General features: G+C 47.7%; 13 protein-coding genes. 7 read left to right on the top strand and 6 right to left on the bottom strand.

Annotated features, from left to right (window positions below; all coding sequences use genetic code 11):
• The first annotated feature begins 155 nt into the window (after positions 1–155).
• On the top strand, positions 156–1,697 hold the full coding sequence (gene gntK, locus KB186_RS00065) for a gluconokinase (protein WP_232772820.1): 1,542 nt from the start codon (positions 156–158) through the stop codon (positions 1,695–1,697).
• A 25-nt stretch (positions 1,698–1,722) separates the two neighbouring features.
• The gene (locus KB186_RS00060; protein ID WP_173609295.1) at positions 1,723–3,051 is read left to right on the top strand and encodes a GntP family permease; all 1,329 of its coding nucleotides are present in this window, start codon (positions 1,723–1,725) and stop codon (positions 3,049–3,051) included.
• Positions 3,052–3,126: 75 nt separating this feature from the next.
• Here KB186_RS00060 and KB186_RS00055 read toward each other — a convergent pair whose 3' ends face one another.
• Positions 3,127–3,549: a VOC family protein gene (locus tag KB186_RS00055; RefSeq protein ID WP_173609296.1), complete on the bottom strand. Its 423-nt coding sequence runs from the start codon at positions 3,547–3,549 to the stop codon at positions 3,127–3,129.
• Positions 3,550–3,664: 115 nt separating this feature from the next.
• Here KB186_RS00055 and KB186_RS00050 point away from each other — a divergent pair, with 115 nt between their 5' ends.
• Positions 3,665–3,943 (top strand): glycine zipper domain-containing protein, encoded by a 279-nt coding sequence (locus KB186_RS00050; RefSeq protein WP_370646631.1) that lies wholly within the window; start codon positions 3,665–3,667, stop codon positions 3,941–3,943.
• A gap of 60 nt (positions 3,944–4,003) precedes the next feature.
• Here the strand turns inward: KB186_RS00050 and KB186_RS00045 are convergent, their stop codons facing one another.
• Both KB186_RS00045 and gltB read right to left on the bottom strand, forming a co-directional pair.
• Positions 4,004–4,480, bottom strand: a complete 477-nt coding sequence (locus KB186_RS00045; protein WP_173609298.1) for a YfbM family protein — start codon at positions 4,478–4,480, stop codon at positions 4,004–4,006.
• Positions 4,481–4,601: 121 nt separating this feature from the next.
• On the bottom strand, positions 4,602–9,215 hold the full coding sequence (gene gltB, locus KB186_RS00040; protein ID WP_173609299.1) for a glutamate synthase large subunit: 4,614 nt from the start codon (positions 9,213–9,215) through the stop codon (positions 4,602–4,604).
• A 124-nt stretch (positions 9,216–9,339) separates the two neighbouring features.
• Between gltB and gltC the strand changes: the two genes are divergently transcribed.
• Together gltC and KB186_RS00030 are read left to right on the top strand one after the other, a co-directional pair.
• Positions 9,340–10,242: a glutamate biosynthesis transcriptional regulator GltC gene (gene gltC / locus KB186_RS00035; RefSeq protein WP_173609300.1), complete on the top strand. Its 903-nt coding sequence runs from the start codon at positions 9,340–9,342 to the stop codon at positions 10,240–10,242.
• A 78-nt stretch (positions 10,243–10,320) separates the two neighbouring features.
• Complete coding sequence (locus KB186_RS00030; protein ID WP_232773067.1) at positions 10,321–10,755, top strand: VOC family protein; 435 nt, start codon at positions 10,321–10,323, stop codon at positions 10,753–10,755.
• A gap of 53 nt (positions 10,756–10,808) precedes the next feature.
• Here KB186_RS00030 and KB186_RS00025 read toward each other — a convergent pair whose 3' ends face one another.
• Together KB186_RS00025 and KB186_RS00020 are read right to left on the bottom strand one after the other, a co-directional pair.
• Complete coding sequence (locus tag KB186_RS00025) at positions 10,809–11,600, bottom strand: SDR family NAD(P)-dependent oxidoreductase (protein ID WP_232772819.1); 792 nt, start codon at positions 11,598–11,600, stop codon at positions 10,809–10,811.
• 204 nt (positions 11,601–11,804) lie between these two features.
• On the bottom strand, positions 11,805–12,815 hold the full coding sequence (locus KB186_RS00020) for a helix-turn-helix transcriptional regulator (RefSeq protein ID WP_232772818.1): 1,011 nt from the start codon (positions 12,813–12,815) through the stop codon (positions 11,805–11,807).
• A 289-nt stretch (positions 12,816–13,104) separates the two neighbouring features.
• Between KB186_RS00020 and KB186_RS00015 the strand changes: the two genes are divergently transcribed.
• Positions 13,105–13,929, top strand: coding sequence for a hypothetical protein (locus KB186_RS00015; RefSeq protein WP_232772817.1), 825 nt, complete (start codon positions 13,105–13,107; stop codon positions 13,927–13,929).
• 40 nt (positions 13,930–13,969) lie between these two features.
• Here the strand turns inward: KB186_RS00015 and ybaK are convergent, their stop codons facing one another.
• Positions 13,970–14,449, bottom strand: a complete 480-nt coding sequence (ybaK, locus tag KB186_RS00010) for a Cys-tRNA(Pro) deacylase (RefSeq protein WP_232772816.1) — start codon at positions 14,447–14,449, stop codon at positions 13,970–13,972.
• Between the two features lie 343 nt (positions 14,450–14,792).
• On the opposite strand from ybaK, the gene KB186_RS00005 reads away from it, so the two are divergent.
• Positions 14,793–15,602 carry a DUF6973 domain-containing protein gene (locus KB186_RS00005; protein WP_232772815.1) on the top strand — a complete coding sequence of 270 codons (810 nt, stop codon included), beginning with the start codon at positions 14,793–14,795 and terminating at the stop codon, positions 15,600–15,602.
• The last annotated feature ends 73 nt before the right edge of the window (positions 15,603–15,675 follow it).

Genomic DNA, 15,675 nt, shown 5'->3' with positions numbered 1-15,675 from the left:
ACAGGAGAAAAATGCAAATCATACAAGCAACGTGTAAAGTGTTCAATTATGAAATAATTTTTTTCTTTATGCTTAACAAATGAAAAAAATTTCGATATAATCGCGTTATCTCCATGACAACACGTTGAAAGCGTATTCAATTAGGGGTGACTTCTATGACGCAAACCTACTTTATCGGGCTTGATATCGGGACAACCAGTACCAAAGCAATTGTTTTCACTCCTTCCGGCGCCATCCGCGGTACGGGTAATCTCGATTATCAGCTACTCGTTCCCCAGCCGTCTTGGGCTGAGCAAGAGCCGGAGACGATTTTTGCTGCTGTCATTCAAGCATTGAAGCAAGCACTGGAACATGCAGGCATCGCCAAAAGCGAGATCGGTGGTATTGGCTTCTCTACTGCCATGCACAGTTTGATCGCTGTCGATCCGAGTGGCAATCCCCTGACGAATAGCATTATCTGGGCTGATAATCGGAGCGTGGCACAGGCAGATCGATTAAAAGCCGACGGTGTCGGTCATCAGATTTACTTAGCGACGGGCACGCCCATCCATCCCATGTCTCCACTGCCCAAAATCATGTGGCTACGGGAGAACTTGCCAGATACGTTTCGGCGGGCTGCCAAGTTTATTTCGATCAAGGAGTATGTCATTTATCGGCTTTTTGGTGAGTATATCGTCGATTACTCCATTGCTTCTGCTATGGGGCTATTTAATCTGAGAAAGCTCGACTGGGATGAGGAGGCGCTGCGAGTCGCAGGCATTTCCAAGCAACATCTCAGTGAGCCTGTACCGACTACTCATATCCTGCGAGGAATGAAGATTCGTTATGCGGAAGAGATTGGGATCGATCCAGATACGCCTTTCGTTGTCGGTGCGAGCGATGGAGTTTTGGCAAACCTCGGCATCGGAGCCATTGACCCCGGACAAGTAGCCATCACGATTGGCACGAGTGGCGCAGTAAGAACTGTTGTTCCAGAGCCGATCACGGACCCAAAAGGACGGACTTTCTGCTACGTGCTGACGGAAAACCACTGGGTGATTGGCGGACCCTCAAACAACGGCGGGATCATGCTTCGCTGGTTCCGTGACGAATTCAGTTGGCCCGAAGTGGAAAAAGCCAAACAGCTCGGCGTTGATCCCTATGATGTCATGATTCAAGCTGCTGAGCATGTTCGAGCTGGTGCAGACGGGTTGCTCTTTCTCCCCTTCTTGTCGGGCGAACGGGCTCCGTACTGGAACGCACAAGCAAGAGGCTCCTTTTTCGGTATCGGCCTGCATCATAAGCGCGAGCATTTTATCCGAGCTGTTCTCGAAGGAATCTTGTTTAGCGTCTACAGCATCGGTATCGCCCTGCGCGATCTGGCAGGTGGAGCCAAGGAAATCCGGGCATCGGGTGGATTCGCCCGCTCGCGAGAATGGCGGCAGATTATGTCCGACATGTTCGGATATGAAGTGCTGATCCCGGAGAGTCATGAAAGCTCGAGCTTTGGTGCCGCTCTTCTGGCGATGCATGCATTGGGAGCGATGGATCAATTACAAGATGTGAAAAAGATGATTCATATTTCGCATCGCCACGAGCCTGATTTGGAACGATCCAGTGCTTATTTGGAGCTTTTCTATATATACGAGCGTGTTTACTACAACCTGCTGGAAGAGTACAAGCTGATAGCCGAATTCCAAAAGCGGTTAAACAACTAGAGACAACAACTAGGGAGGGTTCATCATGCCACTCGTCATTACACTGCTGTCCATTGTCTTCCTGCTCGTTCTCATTACTCGTTTCAAACTGAACCCATTTATCGCACTGTTATTGGCCGCTGGATTTGTGGGAATCGCATCCGGCATGCCGCTTGTAAAAGTTGTAGATTCAATCAAGGATGGGATGGGTGGCACTCTCGGTTTTATCGCGATTGTGCTGGCCTTGGGAACCATGCTTGGCAAAATGATGGCTGAATCTGGCGGTGCCGAACGCATTGCCCGTACGCTCATCAACCTCTTCGGTGAGAAAAACGTGCACTGGGCCATGATGTTCGTGGCATTTATTGTAGGGATTCCGGTATTTTTCCAGGTTGGTTTTGTGCTCTTGATTCCTCTCGTGTTTACGATTGCCAGACAAACAGGGGTCTCCCTTGTCAAAATCGGAATTCCGCTCGTAGCCGGCCTTTCCATCGTTCACGGGATCGTCCCGCCTCACCCTGCTGCTATGGCCGCTGTCGATCTGTTCCAGGCGGATGTCGGTAAAACGATTCTGCTCTCGATCATTGTCGCCCTGCCTTCCGCGATCATTGCAGGACCGATCTACGGCAGCTGGATTAGCAAACGAGTCAAGGCCAGCATCTCTCCAGAGCTCGCTTCCCAGTTGGCAGAACCAAAATCAGAGCGTGACTTACCTGGCTTTGGGATTACCGTTTTCACCGTCTTGCTCCCTGTGCTGTTGATGTTGTCTGCAACCGTTGCGGATGTAACTCTGCCAAAAGAACATACGATTCGCCAATGGGCTGATTTTATTGGAAGCCCGATTACGTCTCTATTGATTGCCGTGATTGTTTCCTTCTGGACGCTCGGGTTCAACCGTGGATTTACGAAAGACGATATTCTGAAATTCACAAATGATTGCTTGGCCCCAACCGCGACAATCTTGCTCGTCATCGGTGCAGGTGGCGCATTCAACAAAGTACTGCTGAACAGCGGTGTTGGTGACTATATTGCCGAGCTCGCTACGGCATCTGCGATCTCCCCTATTTTCCTGGGCTGGTTGATCGCGGCCCTGATCCGTGTGGCAACAGGCTCTGCGACCGTCTCCATGATGACAGCAGCCGGTATCGTAGGTCCGATCGCGTTGCAAATCCCTGGAACCAGCCCAGAGCTTTTGGTACTGGCGACTGGTTCTGGCTCCCTGATTCTGTCCCACGTAAACGATTCCGGGTTCTGGCTGATCAAAGAATACTTCAATATGTCTGTGCAAGACACGCTTAAAACATGGACAGTGATGGAGACCATTCTTTCTGTTGTGGCAATCATTTTGATCATGGGACTGTCCTATATCGTGTAGCACAAAATGAAAAACAGGTCTTTCCATCCATATCGTTGGAGGTAAGACCTGTTTTTGGTCTGGCTGGGTAACTTGCTACTTCATTCGTTTGGCAATCGGATGATCCTCATTCAGCTCCAGTAAATCCCACAGGTTGCCGTATAAATCCTGAAAGACTGCCACCATTCCATACGGCTGTTCTTTTGGCTCTCTCACAAATTGGATTCCTCTTCCGACCATCTCATGATAATCTCTCCAAAAATCGTCTGTGTTTAAAAAGAGAAAAACTCTCCCGCCAGCCTGATTCCCGATAAATGGCTCTTGCTCAGGTTTTGATGCTTTTGCAAGCAAGATTGTAGTTCCAACAGAACCAGGCGGAGATACGACAACCCACCGCTTATCCTGTTCTGGCTGATACGTATCTTCCACTAAGGTAAAATGGAGCTTCTTGGTATAAAACTCAATGGCTTCATCATAATCTTTGACCACGAGCGCGATATGGACGATGGACTGAATCATGATCTGGGTACCACCCTTGAAGGTTTTTTTTGGAATGAAATGATAAGTTTGGGACACACTATGCCTTGGGGCTGCACGTTTGATATAGCAGAGCTTCCCAACACTAATCGAGGGAGTGACAATCTTGGCTACGAACAACGAACGCAATCACAACGATGCTGTTGGCAACGACGGAGCGAACATGACAGGCAATGGAGCTGGTGAAGCTGTAGGAACAGTTGGCGGTGCGGCTGTAGGTGCGGCTGTAGGCTCTATTTTAGGTCCTCTTGGTACCATTGCAGGTGCCGTTGCCGGGGGTGCACTTGGCAACAAAATGGGGGAAAATGTGTCGGCTGACGCCAATGACGCGTTTGGTGCTACAAATAATGATGCCAATAGAGACCGAACCGAATAAAACAAGCTTCTTCTATGTCTGACAAGATGGGGTGCAGGGGCAAACCTGCACCTCGTTCCACTAGCTGATGTAGAAAATAAGGCCTTTTTCTTGCTCTACTGCTCGCTTGAAAAATGCTTGAATGGATTGAAAATGATGATACATGTACGCAAAAAATCCTTCTGCTTCATCTCCCTCGTGAAGTGGGTACACATCGTTTTCCACCAAGGTAGGAAAATGGTACTTCTCTTTTAGAGCTGACTCGGACATATTGGCAATGGCCTCATACGCTGCTTTTACCTGTTCACTATGTAAATAGAATGCGCCAAACTCCCCGAATTCACCTGTTTGGTCCGTTAATAGAGGTACCACATAGCAAAAGGGAGGCTCTCCATCCATTAATTCTCCGCACAAAGTATAGGGAATGGCTTGCCAGGTTTTATCTATATCCAGCATATCCTCTTCTATCAGCTCTACGTCATATAAATCGATCGCTCCTGCAATCCATGAATCGATCATCTCGTCATTTGCTATCATGTAATTGCCACACATGCCCATTGCGATCCCTCCTCTACCTTTTTACTCATCATCATAGCAAACTTCCCAATCCCCTACCACGTCGCATTGGTTACCAAAAGAAAAAGCCGACGACTCACATAATAAGTCATCGGCCAACTCCTTATTTCCCCACTGAAACAAAGGATTGCTCGCGGGCTTTCTTTTTCGATGCTTTGGCATCGCCTTTCTTCTGGCTCATTTCAAAAGCTGCCAATATTGCCTCTTGACGCTTCATGCCGGATTTCTCTAACTCCTCCATTGTGGTAACAATTTGCTTGTAATCTTTTGGAATGACTTTGACAAACTGTTGGACGGTACGTTCCCACTCATTGAGCAAAGCTTGTGCATGACGGCTGCCTGTGTGGCTGACGTGGTTTTCCAGCAAGCGTTTGACTCGAGCGATTTCCCGCTGATCTTCCAGTGTCTCCAGGAGTACCATTTCCTGATTGCACATCGCAGCAAACTTCTCTTTATCCTCGGCCAGTACGTAGGCAGTACCACCTGACATGCCTGCTGCAAAGTTTTTGCCAACGGGGCCGAGAACAACGACACGTCCTCCAGTCATATACTCGCAACCATGGTCACCTACTCCTTCAACCACTGCAGTCACGCCGCTGTTGCGAACGCAGAATCGCTCACCAGCCATCCCGTTGATATACGCCTCTCCAGAGGTCGCTCCGTAGAACGCAACGTTTCCGATAATCATGTTGTGCTCGGGAGCGAATTTGCTGTTTTTCGATGGTGCGACCGTTATTTTGCCGCCCGACAACCCTTTTCCTACGTAGTCGTTTGCATCTCCCTCAAGATGCAGCGTAATCCCACGTGGAACAAACGCCCCGAAGCTTTGACCTGCCGACCCAGTAAAATGCAGGCGGATGGTATCCTCCGGCAGACCATGCTCGCCAAAACGTTTGGTTACCTCGCTGCCCAAGATCGTACCAACCACACGATTCGTATTGGTGATGGCGAGCTTTGCCTCTACCTGCTGCTGTTTATTCAATGCTGGCTTGCACAGCTTGAGCAGCTTTTGACGATCCAGCGTTTCTTCGAGCTTGTGATCTTGGTTGCGCTGATGATAGCGGCCCACATCCTCGGAGACATCCGGTTGGAACAAGAGCGCAGACAAATCAATGTGCTTGGCTTTCCAATGTTCTTTTGCCGAATCACTCATCTTCAGGACATGGCTCTGACCGACCATCGACTCGATAGAGTGGTAGCCCAGCTCCGCCATGATCTCTCGAACTTCACGGGCAACGTGACGCATGAAATTCACGGCGTGCTGCGGGTCGCCTTTAAACCGTTTTCTCAGCTCGGGATTTTGTGTCGCCACACCCACTGGGCATGTATCGAGGTGGCATACGCGAGCCATGACACACCCTATCGAAACAAGTGGTGCCGTAGCGAAGCCGAATTCCTCCGCACCGAGTAAAGCTGCAATGACGACATCTCGTCCTGTCATCAGTTTGCCGTCTGTTTCCAGAACAACACGGTCGCGCAACTGGTTCAACAACAGCGTCTGATGTGTCTCAGCAAGACCGAGTTCCCATGGCAGTCCTGCGTGCTTGATACTTGATTTTGGGGAAGCGCCTGTGCCGCCATCGTGTCCACTGACCACAATGACATCTGCAAGACCTTTCGCCACACCAGCCGCAATCGTTCCGACTCCCGCCTTGGATACGAGCTTCACGCTGATTCGTGCTCGTGGATTCGCATTTTTCAAGTCAAAAATCAGCTGTGCCAAATCCTCAATCGAGTAAATATCATGATGAGGCGGCGGTGAAATGAGCCCAACTCCTGGCGTCGATCCGCGTACTTCGGCAATCCACGGGTAGACCTTGCTTCCTGGCAATTGACCGCCCTCGCCCGGCTTTGCTCCTTGTGCCATCTTGATCTGGATCTCAGAGGCATTGACCAAGTAATGACTGGATACGCCAAAGCGTCCGGATGCGACCTGCTTGATGGCACTGCGACGCAAATCTCCGTTTTCATCCATGATGTAGCGTGCCGAATCCTCGCCGCCTTCCCCGCTGTTGCTTTTCGCACCCAAGCGGTTCATGGCGATTGCTAAGGTCTCATGCGCTTCCTTGCTGAGAGAACCGTATGACATCGCCCCCGTTTTAAAACGATGAACAATGGAGTCAACAGATTCTACCTCGCTCAGCGGGATCGGTTGTCGGTTGGACTTGAAATCGAGCAAATGGCGTAGGGCTACGAATTGCTGGGCTGTGGCTTGCTCCGCATAAATTTTGTACTGCTCATAGCTGCCTTCCCGACAAGCTTTTTGCAAGGCATGAACTGTCTTCGGGTTGAACAGGTGGAACTCACCATCACGGCGGAACTGAAAATCGCTGCCTGCCTCCAATGCTTCCTCGGAATGCTCTGGCAAAAATGCTTTCGCATGACGTATCAATGTCTCTTGCGCAATCACATCCAGTCCAATCCCTGAAATCTGAGAAGGGGTACGGCTAAAATAGCGATCGATGACGGCAGAATGAATGCCCACCGCTTCAAAAATTTGTGCGCCACGGTAGCTCTGAATGGTCGAAATGCCCATCTTGGACATGACTTTTACGACACCTTCTACGGCTGTTTGCAGGTACACTTCGACTGCTTCGTCGCTTGTGATATCCTTCAGCTTAGCCGATACAGCCAGATGGTTTACCGTTGAGATAGCGACGTACGGATTGATCGCATCGACACCGTAACCAATCAGCATGGCAAACTGGTGTACATCACGCGGTTCACCGGATTCTATGATGATGCTCGCTTTGGTACGTGTCCCTGTGCGGACGAGATGATGGTGAAGTCCACTTCCAGCCAGCAAGGCAGGGATCGCAGCCAAATCTTGATTCATTCCGCGATCAGATAAAATCAGCAAGGTGTAACCGGCAGCAATCGCTTCATCTGCCGCAGCGAACAATTGATCAAGTGCCTGCTCTAGCTCCTGTTCGCCCCCTTGCGCCGGGAAGAGTGTCGACAATGTTTTTGCCTTGAACTCTTGGTGTGGATTCGCACGAAGCTTCGCCAGCTCTTGATTGGAGATCAACGGATTGGACAAACGAATTCTGCGGCAATTCCTCGCATCCGGTGCAAGCAGATTTCCTTCCGCGCCAAGCACAGTATGGGTCGATGTTACGCAAGCCTCTCGTAGTGCATCGATCGGCGGATTCGTGACTTGGGCGAATGATTGTTTGAAATAGTGGTACAAAAGCTGTGGGCGATCAGACAGTACCGCAAGTGGTGTGTCTACTCCCATCGAACCAATGGGATCTTTTTGTTCTGCCACCATCGGGACAAGTACCTTGTCGACTTCCTCCTGTGTATAGCCAAATGCTTTTTGATACGCAAGCAAGCTATCTCCTTGCAGCTCCTCCATGCGACCTGCTGCCGGCAAATCCTCGATCGCATACAGGTTGTTTTTCACCCACTCCCGATATGGCTGTTCGCTTGCGATTTTTTGCTTGATTTCCTCGTCAGCTACGATTCTGCCTTCTTCGAGGTCGACGAGCAGCATCCGTCCAGGACTCAGCCGTCCTTTCTGAACAATTGTTTCATCTGGTACTTCGAGAACTCCAACCTCCGATGAGAAAATGATGGTATCATCGGACGTCACATAGTATCTCGCTGGTCGCAAGCCATTTCGGTCGAGAATCGCGCCGATGTGTCTGCCATCGGTAAATGAAATAGCTGTTGGACCATCCCACGGCTCCATGAGGCAGCTATGGTACTCGTAAAAAGCTTTCTTATTTTCGTCGATCCGCTCATCCTGATCCCACGGTTCAGGAATCATCATCATCGCGACATGCGGCAAGGAACGGCCTGCCAACGAGAAAAACTCCACGCAGTTATCCAAAATCGCCGAATCACTGCCCGCCATATCAATGACTGGCACCACTTTTGCCAAATCAGCACCAAACGCCTCGGACTGGAACATTTTTTCACGAGCCATCATCCAGTTCATGTTTCCTTGCAAGGTGTTGATCTCCCCGTTGTGAATCAAATAACGATTCGGGTGCGCCCTCTCCCATGTTGGGAATGTGTTCGTGCTGAAACGCGAGTGAACGACGGAAAAGGCAGAAGTGTATGAATTATCTTTCAAATCGAGATAAAAAGCATCCAGTTGTCCTGGTGTGAGCAATCCTTTATAGACAATCGTGCGCGATGACATGGAAGCGGCGTAAAAATCAGCACCTGTTGCCTGTTCCACCTGCTTGCGAATGACGTACAGCTTCCGTTCAAATGCCATTTGGTCCTGTATATTCGAGCTGGCTCCGATAAATACTTGGCGGACATAAGGCTGACTCGCTACAGCCGTCTTGCCAATTTTCGTAGAATCGACAGGAACGGTTCTCCAGCCAAGCAGCTTTTGTCCCTCTGCCGCAACAATCGCCTCCAGCTGATCTTCATACATTTGGCGTTTCGCTTCATTCATCGGAAGAAACAGCATACCTACACCGTATTTGCCTGGCGCCGGTAGCGTGATATTCAGCTCTTTACAGGTCTTTTTGAAAAAGGCGTGTGGTATTTGCGTTAAAATCCCTGCACCGTCTCCCGTTTCCGGATCACTGCCTTGACCGCCGCGGTGTTCCAGTTGGCACAGAATTTTCAGACCTTTCCGGACCATATCATGCGTCGATTTCGATTTCAAATTTGCAATAAAACCAATTCCGCAAGCGTCATGTTCAAAAATCGGATCGTACAGACCTTGCTTAGCAGGCATTCCTTGTGTCGTCATGTATCTCCACTCTCCTTGCTCTCTCTGGTATGTACATTTTAGATTGAGTGAAACGATACAAACAATATATAATTTATACAAAACCTATCTCAAATCGAGATAAATGGGTAAGGTGGGAGTATTCATGGAGCTACGACAGATTCAATACTTCATCGAGGTTGCCAAACGAGAGCATTTCACCGAAGCCTCACATCATTTGCACGTCGCCCAATCTGCCCTTAGTCGGCAAATCGCCAATTTGGAGGAGGAGCTTGGTGTTTCCTTGTTCCTCCGCGAAGGTCGCAATATCAAGCTGACAGCAGTTGGAAAAATCTTTTTGCAGCACGTCGAAATGGCCATGAACGAAATCGAGAAAGCGAAAGAAAAGATCGAGGAGTTCCTTGACCCGTCAAGGGGCACGATTCGTGTTGGTTTTACGAGCAGCCTTGCAGCCAATCCCCTTCCGACGGTCATCTCAGGTTTTCGGGCTCGGTATCCGGACATCGGCTTTCAATTGAAGCAAGGTTCTTATCAGGGATTGATCAGCTCGGTCATCAACGGAGAAATTGACCTGGCTTTTCTTGGACCTGTTCCCACTCAGGAAAAAAATGTGCGCAGCTACATCTTTTTCGCTGAAAATATCGTGGCACTCCTGCCCGCGAAGCACCCGCTGTCCAAACAGCCAAGCTTGCGTCTCAGTCAATTGCAGGAAGATACCTTTGTGTTGTTTCCACCCGGTTTCATCCTCCGCAATATCGCAGTCAATGCTTGCTCGCAAATGGGCTTTTCTCCTAAAGTTGCGTTTGAAGGGGAAGACATCGATGCCATTAAAGGGTTGGTGGCAGCGGGCTTGGGCGTCACTTTGTTGCCAGAGCTTACCTTAACGGATAACGTTCCTCGTGAGACAGTGAAAATCCCGATAAGTGAGCCATTGGTGACGCGAACAGTGGGCATTATCATCCCCAACAACCGGGAGCTCCCCCCTTCCGAAAAGCTTTTTTATCATTTTCTGAAAGAGTTTTTTGATGTGCTGAGTAAGTACAGTTAAACTACTGACAGACAGTTGTCAGTAGTCGATCCTTATAATCGGAAGTACCATCCATTTTAAGGAGGAACTTCGATGATGATGAGTCACACCCAAACCTTGCGGGGCTTTGCTACGATCAGTTATTGGGCGGATGATGTGCAGGCGGCAAAAAAGTGGTACACAGAACTACTGGGCTATGCGCCATATTTCGAACGCTCTGGACCAGATGGACAGCTCGCCTATGTCGAGTTTCGCATTGGCGACTACAAGCACGAGCTAGGCCTCATTGATCGCCGTTTCGCACCTGCTAAAGCGGTACCTGATCCGGGCGGAGCTGTGATGTACTGGCACGTCGACGATATCGAATCCGTACTGGAAAAGTTGTTATCCATGGGAGCAAGAGAGTACGAACCTTTGGTCCAGCGAGGTGACGGATTCATTACGGCTTCTGTCCTTGATCCATTTGGGAATGTCCTCGGCATCATGTACAATGCACACTACCTGGAGATTCTCGCTTCTTTTCAACCACAGTAAGAAAAAGTCCTGATGAACAATGCATCAGGACTTTTTGTATCGATCTCCGTATTTTAAAAAATAGTTGGCACCATGCCCCCGTCCATACGAATTGGTGAACCTTTAAATGCGGTTGCATAAGGGCTGGATACAAATGCTACCAGCCTGCCTATTTCAAAAGGCTTGATAAACCGCTGTAACTCGGATTGAGGGAGGTTAGCTGCCATAAATTGCTTCTCTTTTTCCGAAAATGCCATATCATCAGAAAACAAACGATCAATGATTTGATAGACATTTTCGGAAAGCGTTGGACCTGGCATGATTGTATTGGAGGTGACTTCTGTTCCTACCGTTCGTTTCGATAGGCTTTTTGACAGTGATAATAGCATCGATTTCGTCATGCAATACTGAGGCATTTGCCCTGAAGGCATGATCGCTTCTTCACTTGCGATAAAGATGATTCGTCCATAATTGTTCTTCAACATGTTAGGCAAGTAAAATTTAGATAATCCATTCGCGGCAAGGACATTTGTTCGGAAGTATTTTTCCCATACTTCATCGTCAACGTCTTCATAGGACATGATCTCATAAATACCCATATTGTTAACGAGAATATCTACATGGGGATATTTCTCAAATAAAGCTTCTCTTTGCTGCCTATCCACAAGATCGGCCGTAGCATTCTGAGGAGAAGTATCCGGGAATTCCAACTTCAATTCATTTACGATACGTTCTACCTCTTGATCATTCCGTCCATTTACGAGGACATTGACGCCTTCTCTGGCAAGCTCAATGGCAATTGCTTTCCCAATACCCTTCGTCGATCCAGTAACTAAAGCAGTTTTGTTCCTTAATCCCATATCCATAACACTTGTCTCCTTTGTTGTCATCTACGGCAAGCTTGACTAGAAGTTCATCTTGGAACATCCTTGTGCTCCGGATAGAGATTATCGTACTTTTTCTGGATCGTTGGGTAACTAGCGTACTGCGCCAAATTTCTTGCTGAACCCGCCAAATATGAGAAACCGTAAAAATGCTAGCCCTGGGAGGAACGGGTTAGGTCACGGATTCTATGACGACGGGATTGACCTGAGAGTTTTGGAACGCCAATTTGAAGGTGTATCGCCTTCCCAAAGGCGAAAGGCCCGGTAAAATGAGTTCTGATCCTCATATCCAAGTAAAAAAGCCACTTCTTTTATATCGAGCTTGGGGTCAACCAAGTATTCTCGTGCCTGTTCATGCCGTGCCTTTGTTAATAATTGCTTGAACGTTGTGCATTCATCCGTAAGTCTGCGCTGCAAAGTACGATCACTCATGCCCAACTCGCTCGCTACAGCTCGAATATCAAGGCGACCTCCGGTTAGACCTCGCTTCAAAATCCACTTGACCATCTCAGCAACGGAATGACTGTACTGTTCATCCAATGATCGGTCCAATACAGGTGTCAATATCTCCAGCAATTCTTTGTTATACGAAAGAAAGAGGCGGTCTAGGTCCCGGCGATGGAGTGTTAATCGGTTATCGGTGGTGCCAATCCGTATCGGACAACCGAAGTAAGCTTCAAGAGCAGTGACATCCCCCATCAAATGAGAAAATTCCACGGACTGTGCGGTTAATCGCTTGCCCGTGCCCCGTCGTCCAAGTTCTAAAAGAAAGGCGAGCGTGGTTCCAACCAAGACTGGTGGTCCGGGTTGCTCACTATGCATCCACTTCAATTCGATTGTACAGTGCTCTCCCTCCTCTGTTATACGCAACCTTTCCGGAGGGCACAGTTGTTTGTACCGTACCATTCGATTAAGCGCGTCGCGATAGTCACGAGCATGGTAGGTCGCTAAAACAGTGGGTGGGTATTGTGCCGTTTCAAAGTTGGTTGAAAGTGTGACGATTGCAGTAGCAATGTCACCAACTAGATCAGAGTACGCTTGCCAGATTGTGAAATATTGGGCAGTGGTGACTACAGCTGGTTCTGTAAGAATGGTGAGCGGCAGGCGCGCTTTGCGAACGAGCTCGTCGGGGGCAATCCCTAGTCGTTGTAATCCCGCCCAAAATCCCGCCGGGAATTTTATTCGGTCTGATTTCATTACGTATGGATCTCCTTTAGTTGCTTACCGATTCGTTCCGCTTATGCTTAAGTATACATGAAGGTGATCGTATGCGTTATTTTTGGCTTGCCAAGCATCTGGAAAAGCTCAATAAGTTTCCTATTATATCGCGGAAGAAACCGACGAACATACCCCTCCCCCATCTCTGGATGCAGGGACAGATTTGTACAACGCATATGCTAATCATGCTCAAATTATAGCGAAAGGCGGAAAGTTCTACTATGATATGGGAATAGTGGCACATTTCAGCAAGAGAGGTGAAGTTCTTATGCTAGATTTAGCAAGTCCTCTATGGGGGAAGCTACATGGTCCTTATGGTCTTTCCGATCGCATCCCTGCGCTCATCCAGCATATTCAGCACGACTATTTTTCCGAGGAAAAAGAAGAGTTGTATTGGGAGCTTCTGTATCATCAAAATACGATTTATCCATGTACATATGCTGCGGTCCCCTATTTAGTTGAGATCGCACGAAAAACAGAGAGCCCCGATATTTTGTTGGACATCTTCATAACCTGCGGCATGTTCGAAGCCAGTAGCGAAAATGCGCCTCATCTGGAAGTACCATCGGAGTTTTTACGAGATCAGATACCATTATTGGATCAAGAGACCATCCGAGATATCTATCGGGAATACCGACAGGCCATTCTCTCTTTGACAGAGAAGACAGAATCGATTCTTCACCTAGCACGGATGGGAGAGCATGATGCAGAGAAGCGCTACATACTAGCTGCGGACGCTGCGTTTCGTGGGGACAAAGACATTGCCAACATGCTTCTCACCTTTTCGGCGGGAGACGAATATGTAACGGTGTGTCCAACGTGCGATCAGTCTATCTATATATGGCCAGATGAGGAAGAGGGAATCTTGTATGGTTACGAAGAAGACCCCGTTTTTCATGATAAAGCGAAACGACTTTCAATCATCACCAAAAGACCGGACACGACAAACGACAGCGGACTTCAGGGATTATACCAATGTGCGCTTGCAATTGAGGATAAAACGCTGCTTGCCCACCTTCCTTATCTTGCTGGTGAATTGAACTGCTGCTCATGCGACACTCCTATCCAAGTTTGGACGGGACTTTTTCCATAAACAGCAAAAAGGCCCCAGCTAATGCCGTGGCCTTTTTGCTTTAGATTGCAGATACATCTGCCAAGGAGCCTTTCGTTGCTTGTAACAAGCCCTCTACTGCCATCTCGATCTGGACGCCAATGTTTCCACCACTGACGATGATCGTCTCTAACGATTGTGCTCGTTGATCGATCACCGTCGGAAACAATTTCTTCATCCCGACTGGCGAACATCCACCACGAATATAGCCGGATACCTTTGTGATCTCCTTCACGGGAATCATCTCGATCTTCTTCTCGCCGACTGCTTTCGCCGCTTTTTTGAGGTCAAGCTCGGCTTCAACGGGAATGACAAACACATAATATGATTTGCTCGTCCCTTGCGAAATCAAAGTTTTATAGACAACGTTCTCTTCGCGACCGATCTTTTGGGCGACAGCGATTCCGTCGATTTTCCCATCATCCGTTGCATATGTCAGCATGGTGTATGCGATTTTTTCTTTATCCAATATCCGCATTGCATTCGTTTTTCCTTGCTTCACGCCATTCCACCTCCACTCCACGCTGGTCAACAAAATATAATCTATCTTAGGGGATGGCGTTCTACTTTTCAACCCAAAAACGCCACTGACACAATCATGTCAGCGGCGCCTTGTATTATTGAATCGTTACTTCGTCAATCTCGATATGGCCTGCAGGGCTAATCCATACACCCTGTACATTTTTTTGAATCGCCGCTAGGTTCTCGGAGAATCGGAACGGAATGAGCGGTGCTTCAGTCATTTCGATTTGTTGTGCTTTTTCATTGAGAGTTACATAAATTTTTGATATGATTTTATTTGTTAAAAATTTACATTTAAAGGAGTTTTATGCAATGAAAAAATTTTGTTATCTACATTAATTACAGGATTATTAATTTGCTCTACTTCACTCCCAATTTCAGCCAAAAATAGTGATCTTCGCGCTAGTGTACTTAAAAATGAAGTACAAAAGTATGAAGGCGCTTACGAAAAGTTGAAAAATGGGGATTTTGACAAAATTTTTAGTGAAATCGTTGATTTTAGAACAAACAATCCAGATGCTAGCCAAGATGAGCTTAATGATAAGCTTCTTGAAATCACAGAACAGTATAGCAATAATCAATTCTCCGCTAAGGCTTCTGGTGATGATTATGACTGGCCTGTACCTGGCACCACACTAAACGATCAAGAACAAGAGATGTACGACTCCAACCCAATTTACGGTATTTACGCGTTGGGTGCAGGAAAAACCGCTTGGGATTATACTATTGCTAAATTCGGTCGTAACGGACTTGGTGATAGATCAGATGCATTTAGACATGCTGCATGGAGCCTACTCTTAGTTAGCATGACGGATGATGCGTGGACTAGAGCGTGGACTGACGCTCATGAATATGGAGCAGCAGATTATTCGAAAAATAACCCTCATACAAAAATGGATTTGCATAATAATGGGGAAGGAAGATATAAAGCTACTAAAGAAGGATTAAGCGGTTATACTGATCCCGCAGATGTCGTATACATTGTTGATGATTATATTGATGAAGTATATTTCAGTGGCGAACTTAAAAGACTAGTAAAAAAATCGAACAATAGTGAAAAAATAACTGGTAAAGAACCGTGGGACCAACTAAAAGTTACTTATTTTACTGGTGATGAGTCTGATTTTAAATAATTTTCCACAATTTGGCGTCAGCTGTGTCATAATTATATGACGACTGACGCCTATCTATACTATTCGAAAATCC

Origin of the sequence: Brevibacillus sp. AF8, from assembly GCF_021270385.1 — a bacterium.
In the GTDB taxonomy this organism is placed as follows: Bacteria; Bacillota; Bacilli; order Brevibacillales; family Brevibacillaceae; genus Brevibacillus.
Note: the sequence above shows the minus strand (reverse complement) of the source record. Positions and strands in the feature narration are given on the sequence as shown.

Coding starts and splice junctions, on each gene's coding strand:
- KB186_RS00045 (WP_173609298.1), bottom strand. CDS start 4,480: ATGGGCATGTGTGGCAATTACATGATAGCAAATGACGAGATGATCGAT.
- gltC (WP_173609300.1), top strand. CDS start 9,340: ATGGAGCTACGACAGATTCAATACTTCATCGAGGTTGCCAAACGAGAG.
- KB186_RS00030 (WP_232773067.1), top strand. CDS start 10,321: ATGAGTCACACCCAAACCTTGCGGGGCTTTGCTACGATCAGTTATTGG.
- KB186_RS00025 (WP_232772819.1), bottom strand. CDS start 11,600: ATGGATATGGGATTAAGGAACAAAACTGCTTTAGTTACTGGATCGACG.
- KB186_RS00015 (WP_232772817.1), top strand. CDS start 13,105: ATGCTAGATTTAGCAAGTCCTCTATGGGGGAAGCTACATGGTCCTTAT.
- KB186_RS00060 (WP_173609295.1), top strand. CDS start 1,723: ATGCCACTCGTCATTACACTGCTGTCCATTGTCTTCCTGCTCGTTCTC.
- KB186_RS00020 (WP_232772818.1), bottom strand. CDS start 12,815: ATGAAATCAGACCGAATAAAATTCCCGGCGGGATTTTGGGCGGGATTA.
- gntK (WP_232772820.1), top strand. CDS start 156: ATGACGCAAACCTACTTTATCGGGCTTGATATCGGGACAACCAGTACC.
- gltB (WP_173609299.1), bottom strand. CDS start 9,215: ATGACGACACAAGGAATGCCTGCTAAGCAAGGTCTGTACGATCCGATT.
- KB186_RS00055 (WP_173609296.1), bottom strand. CDS start 3,549: ATGATTCAGTCCATCGTCCATATCGCGCTCGTGGTCAAAGATTATGAT.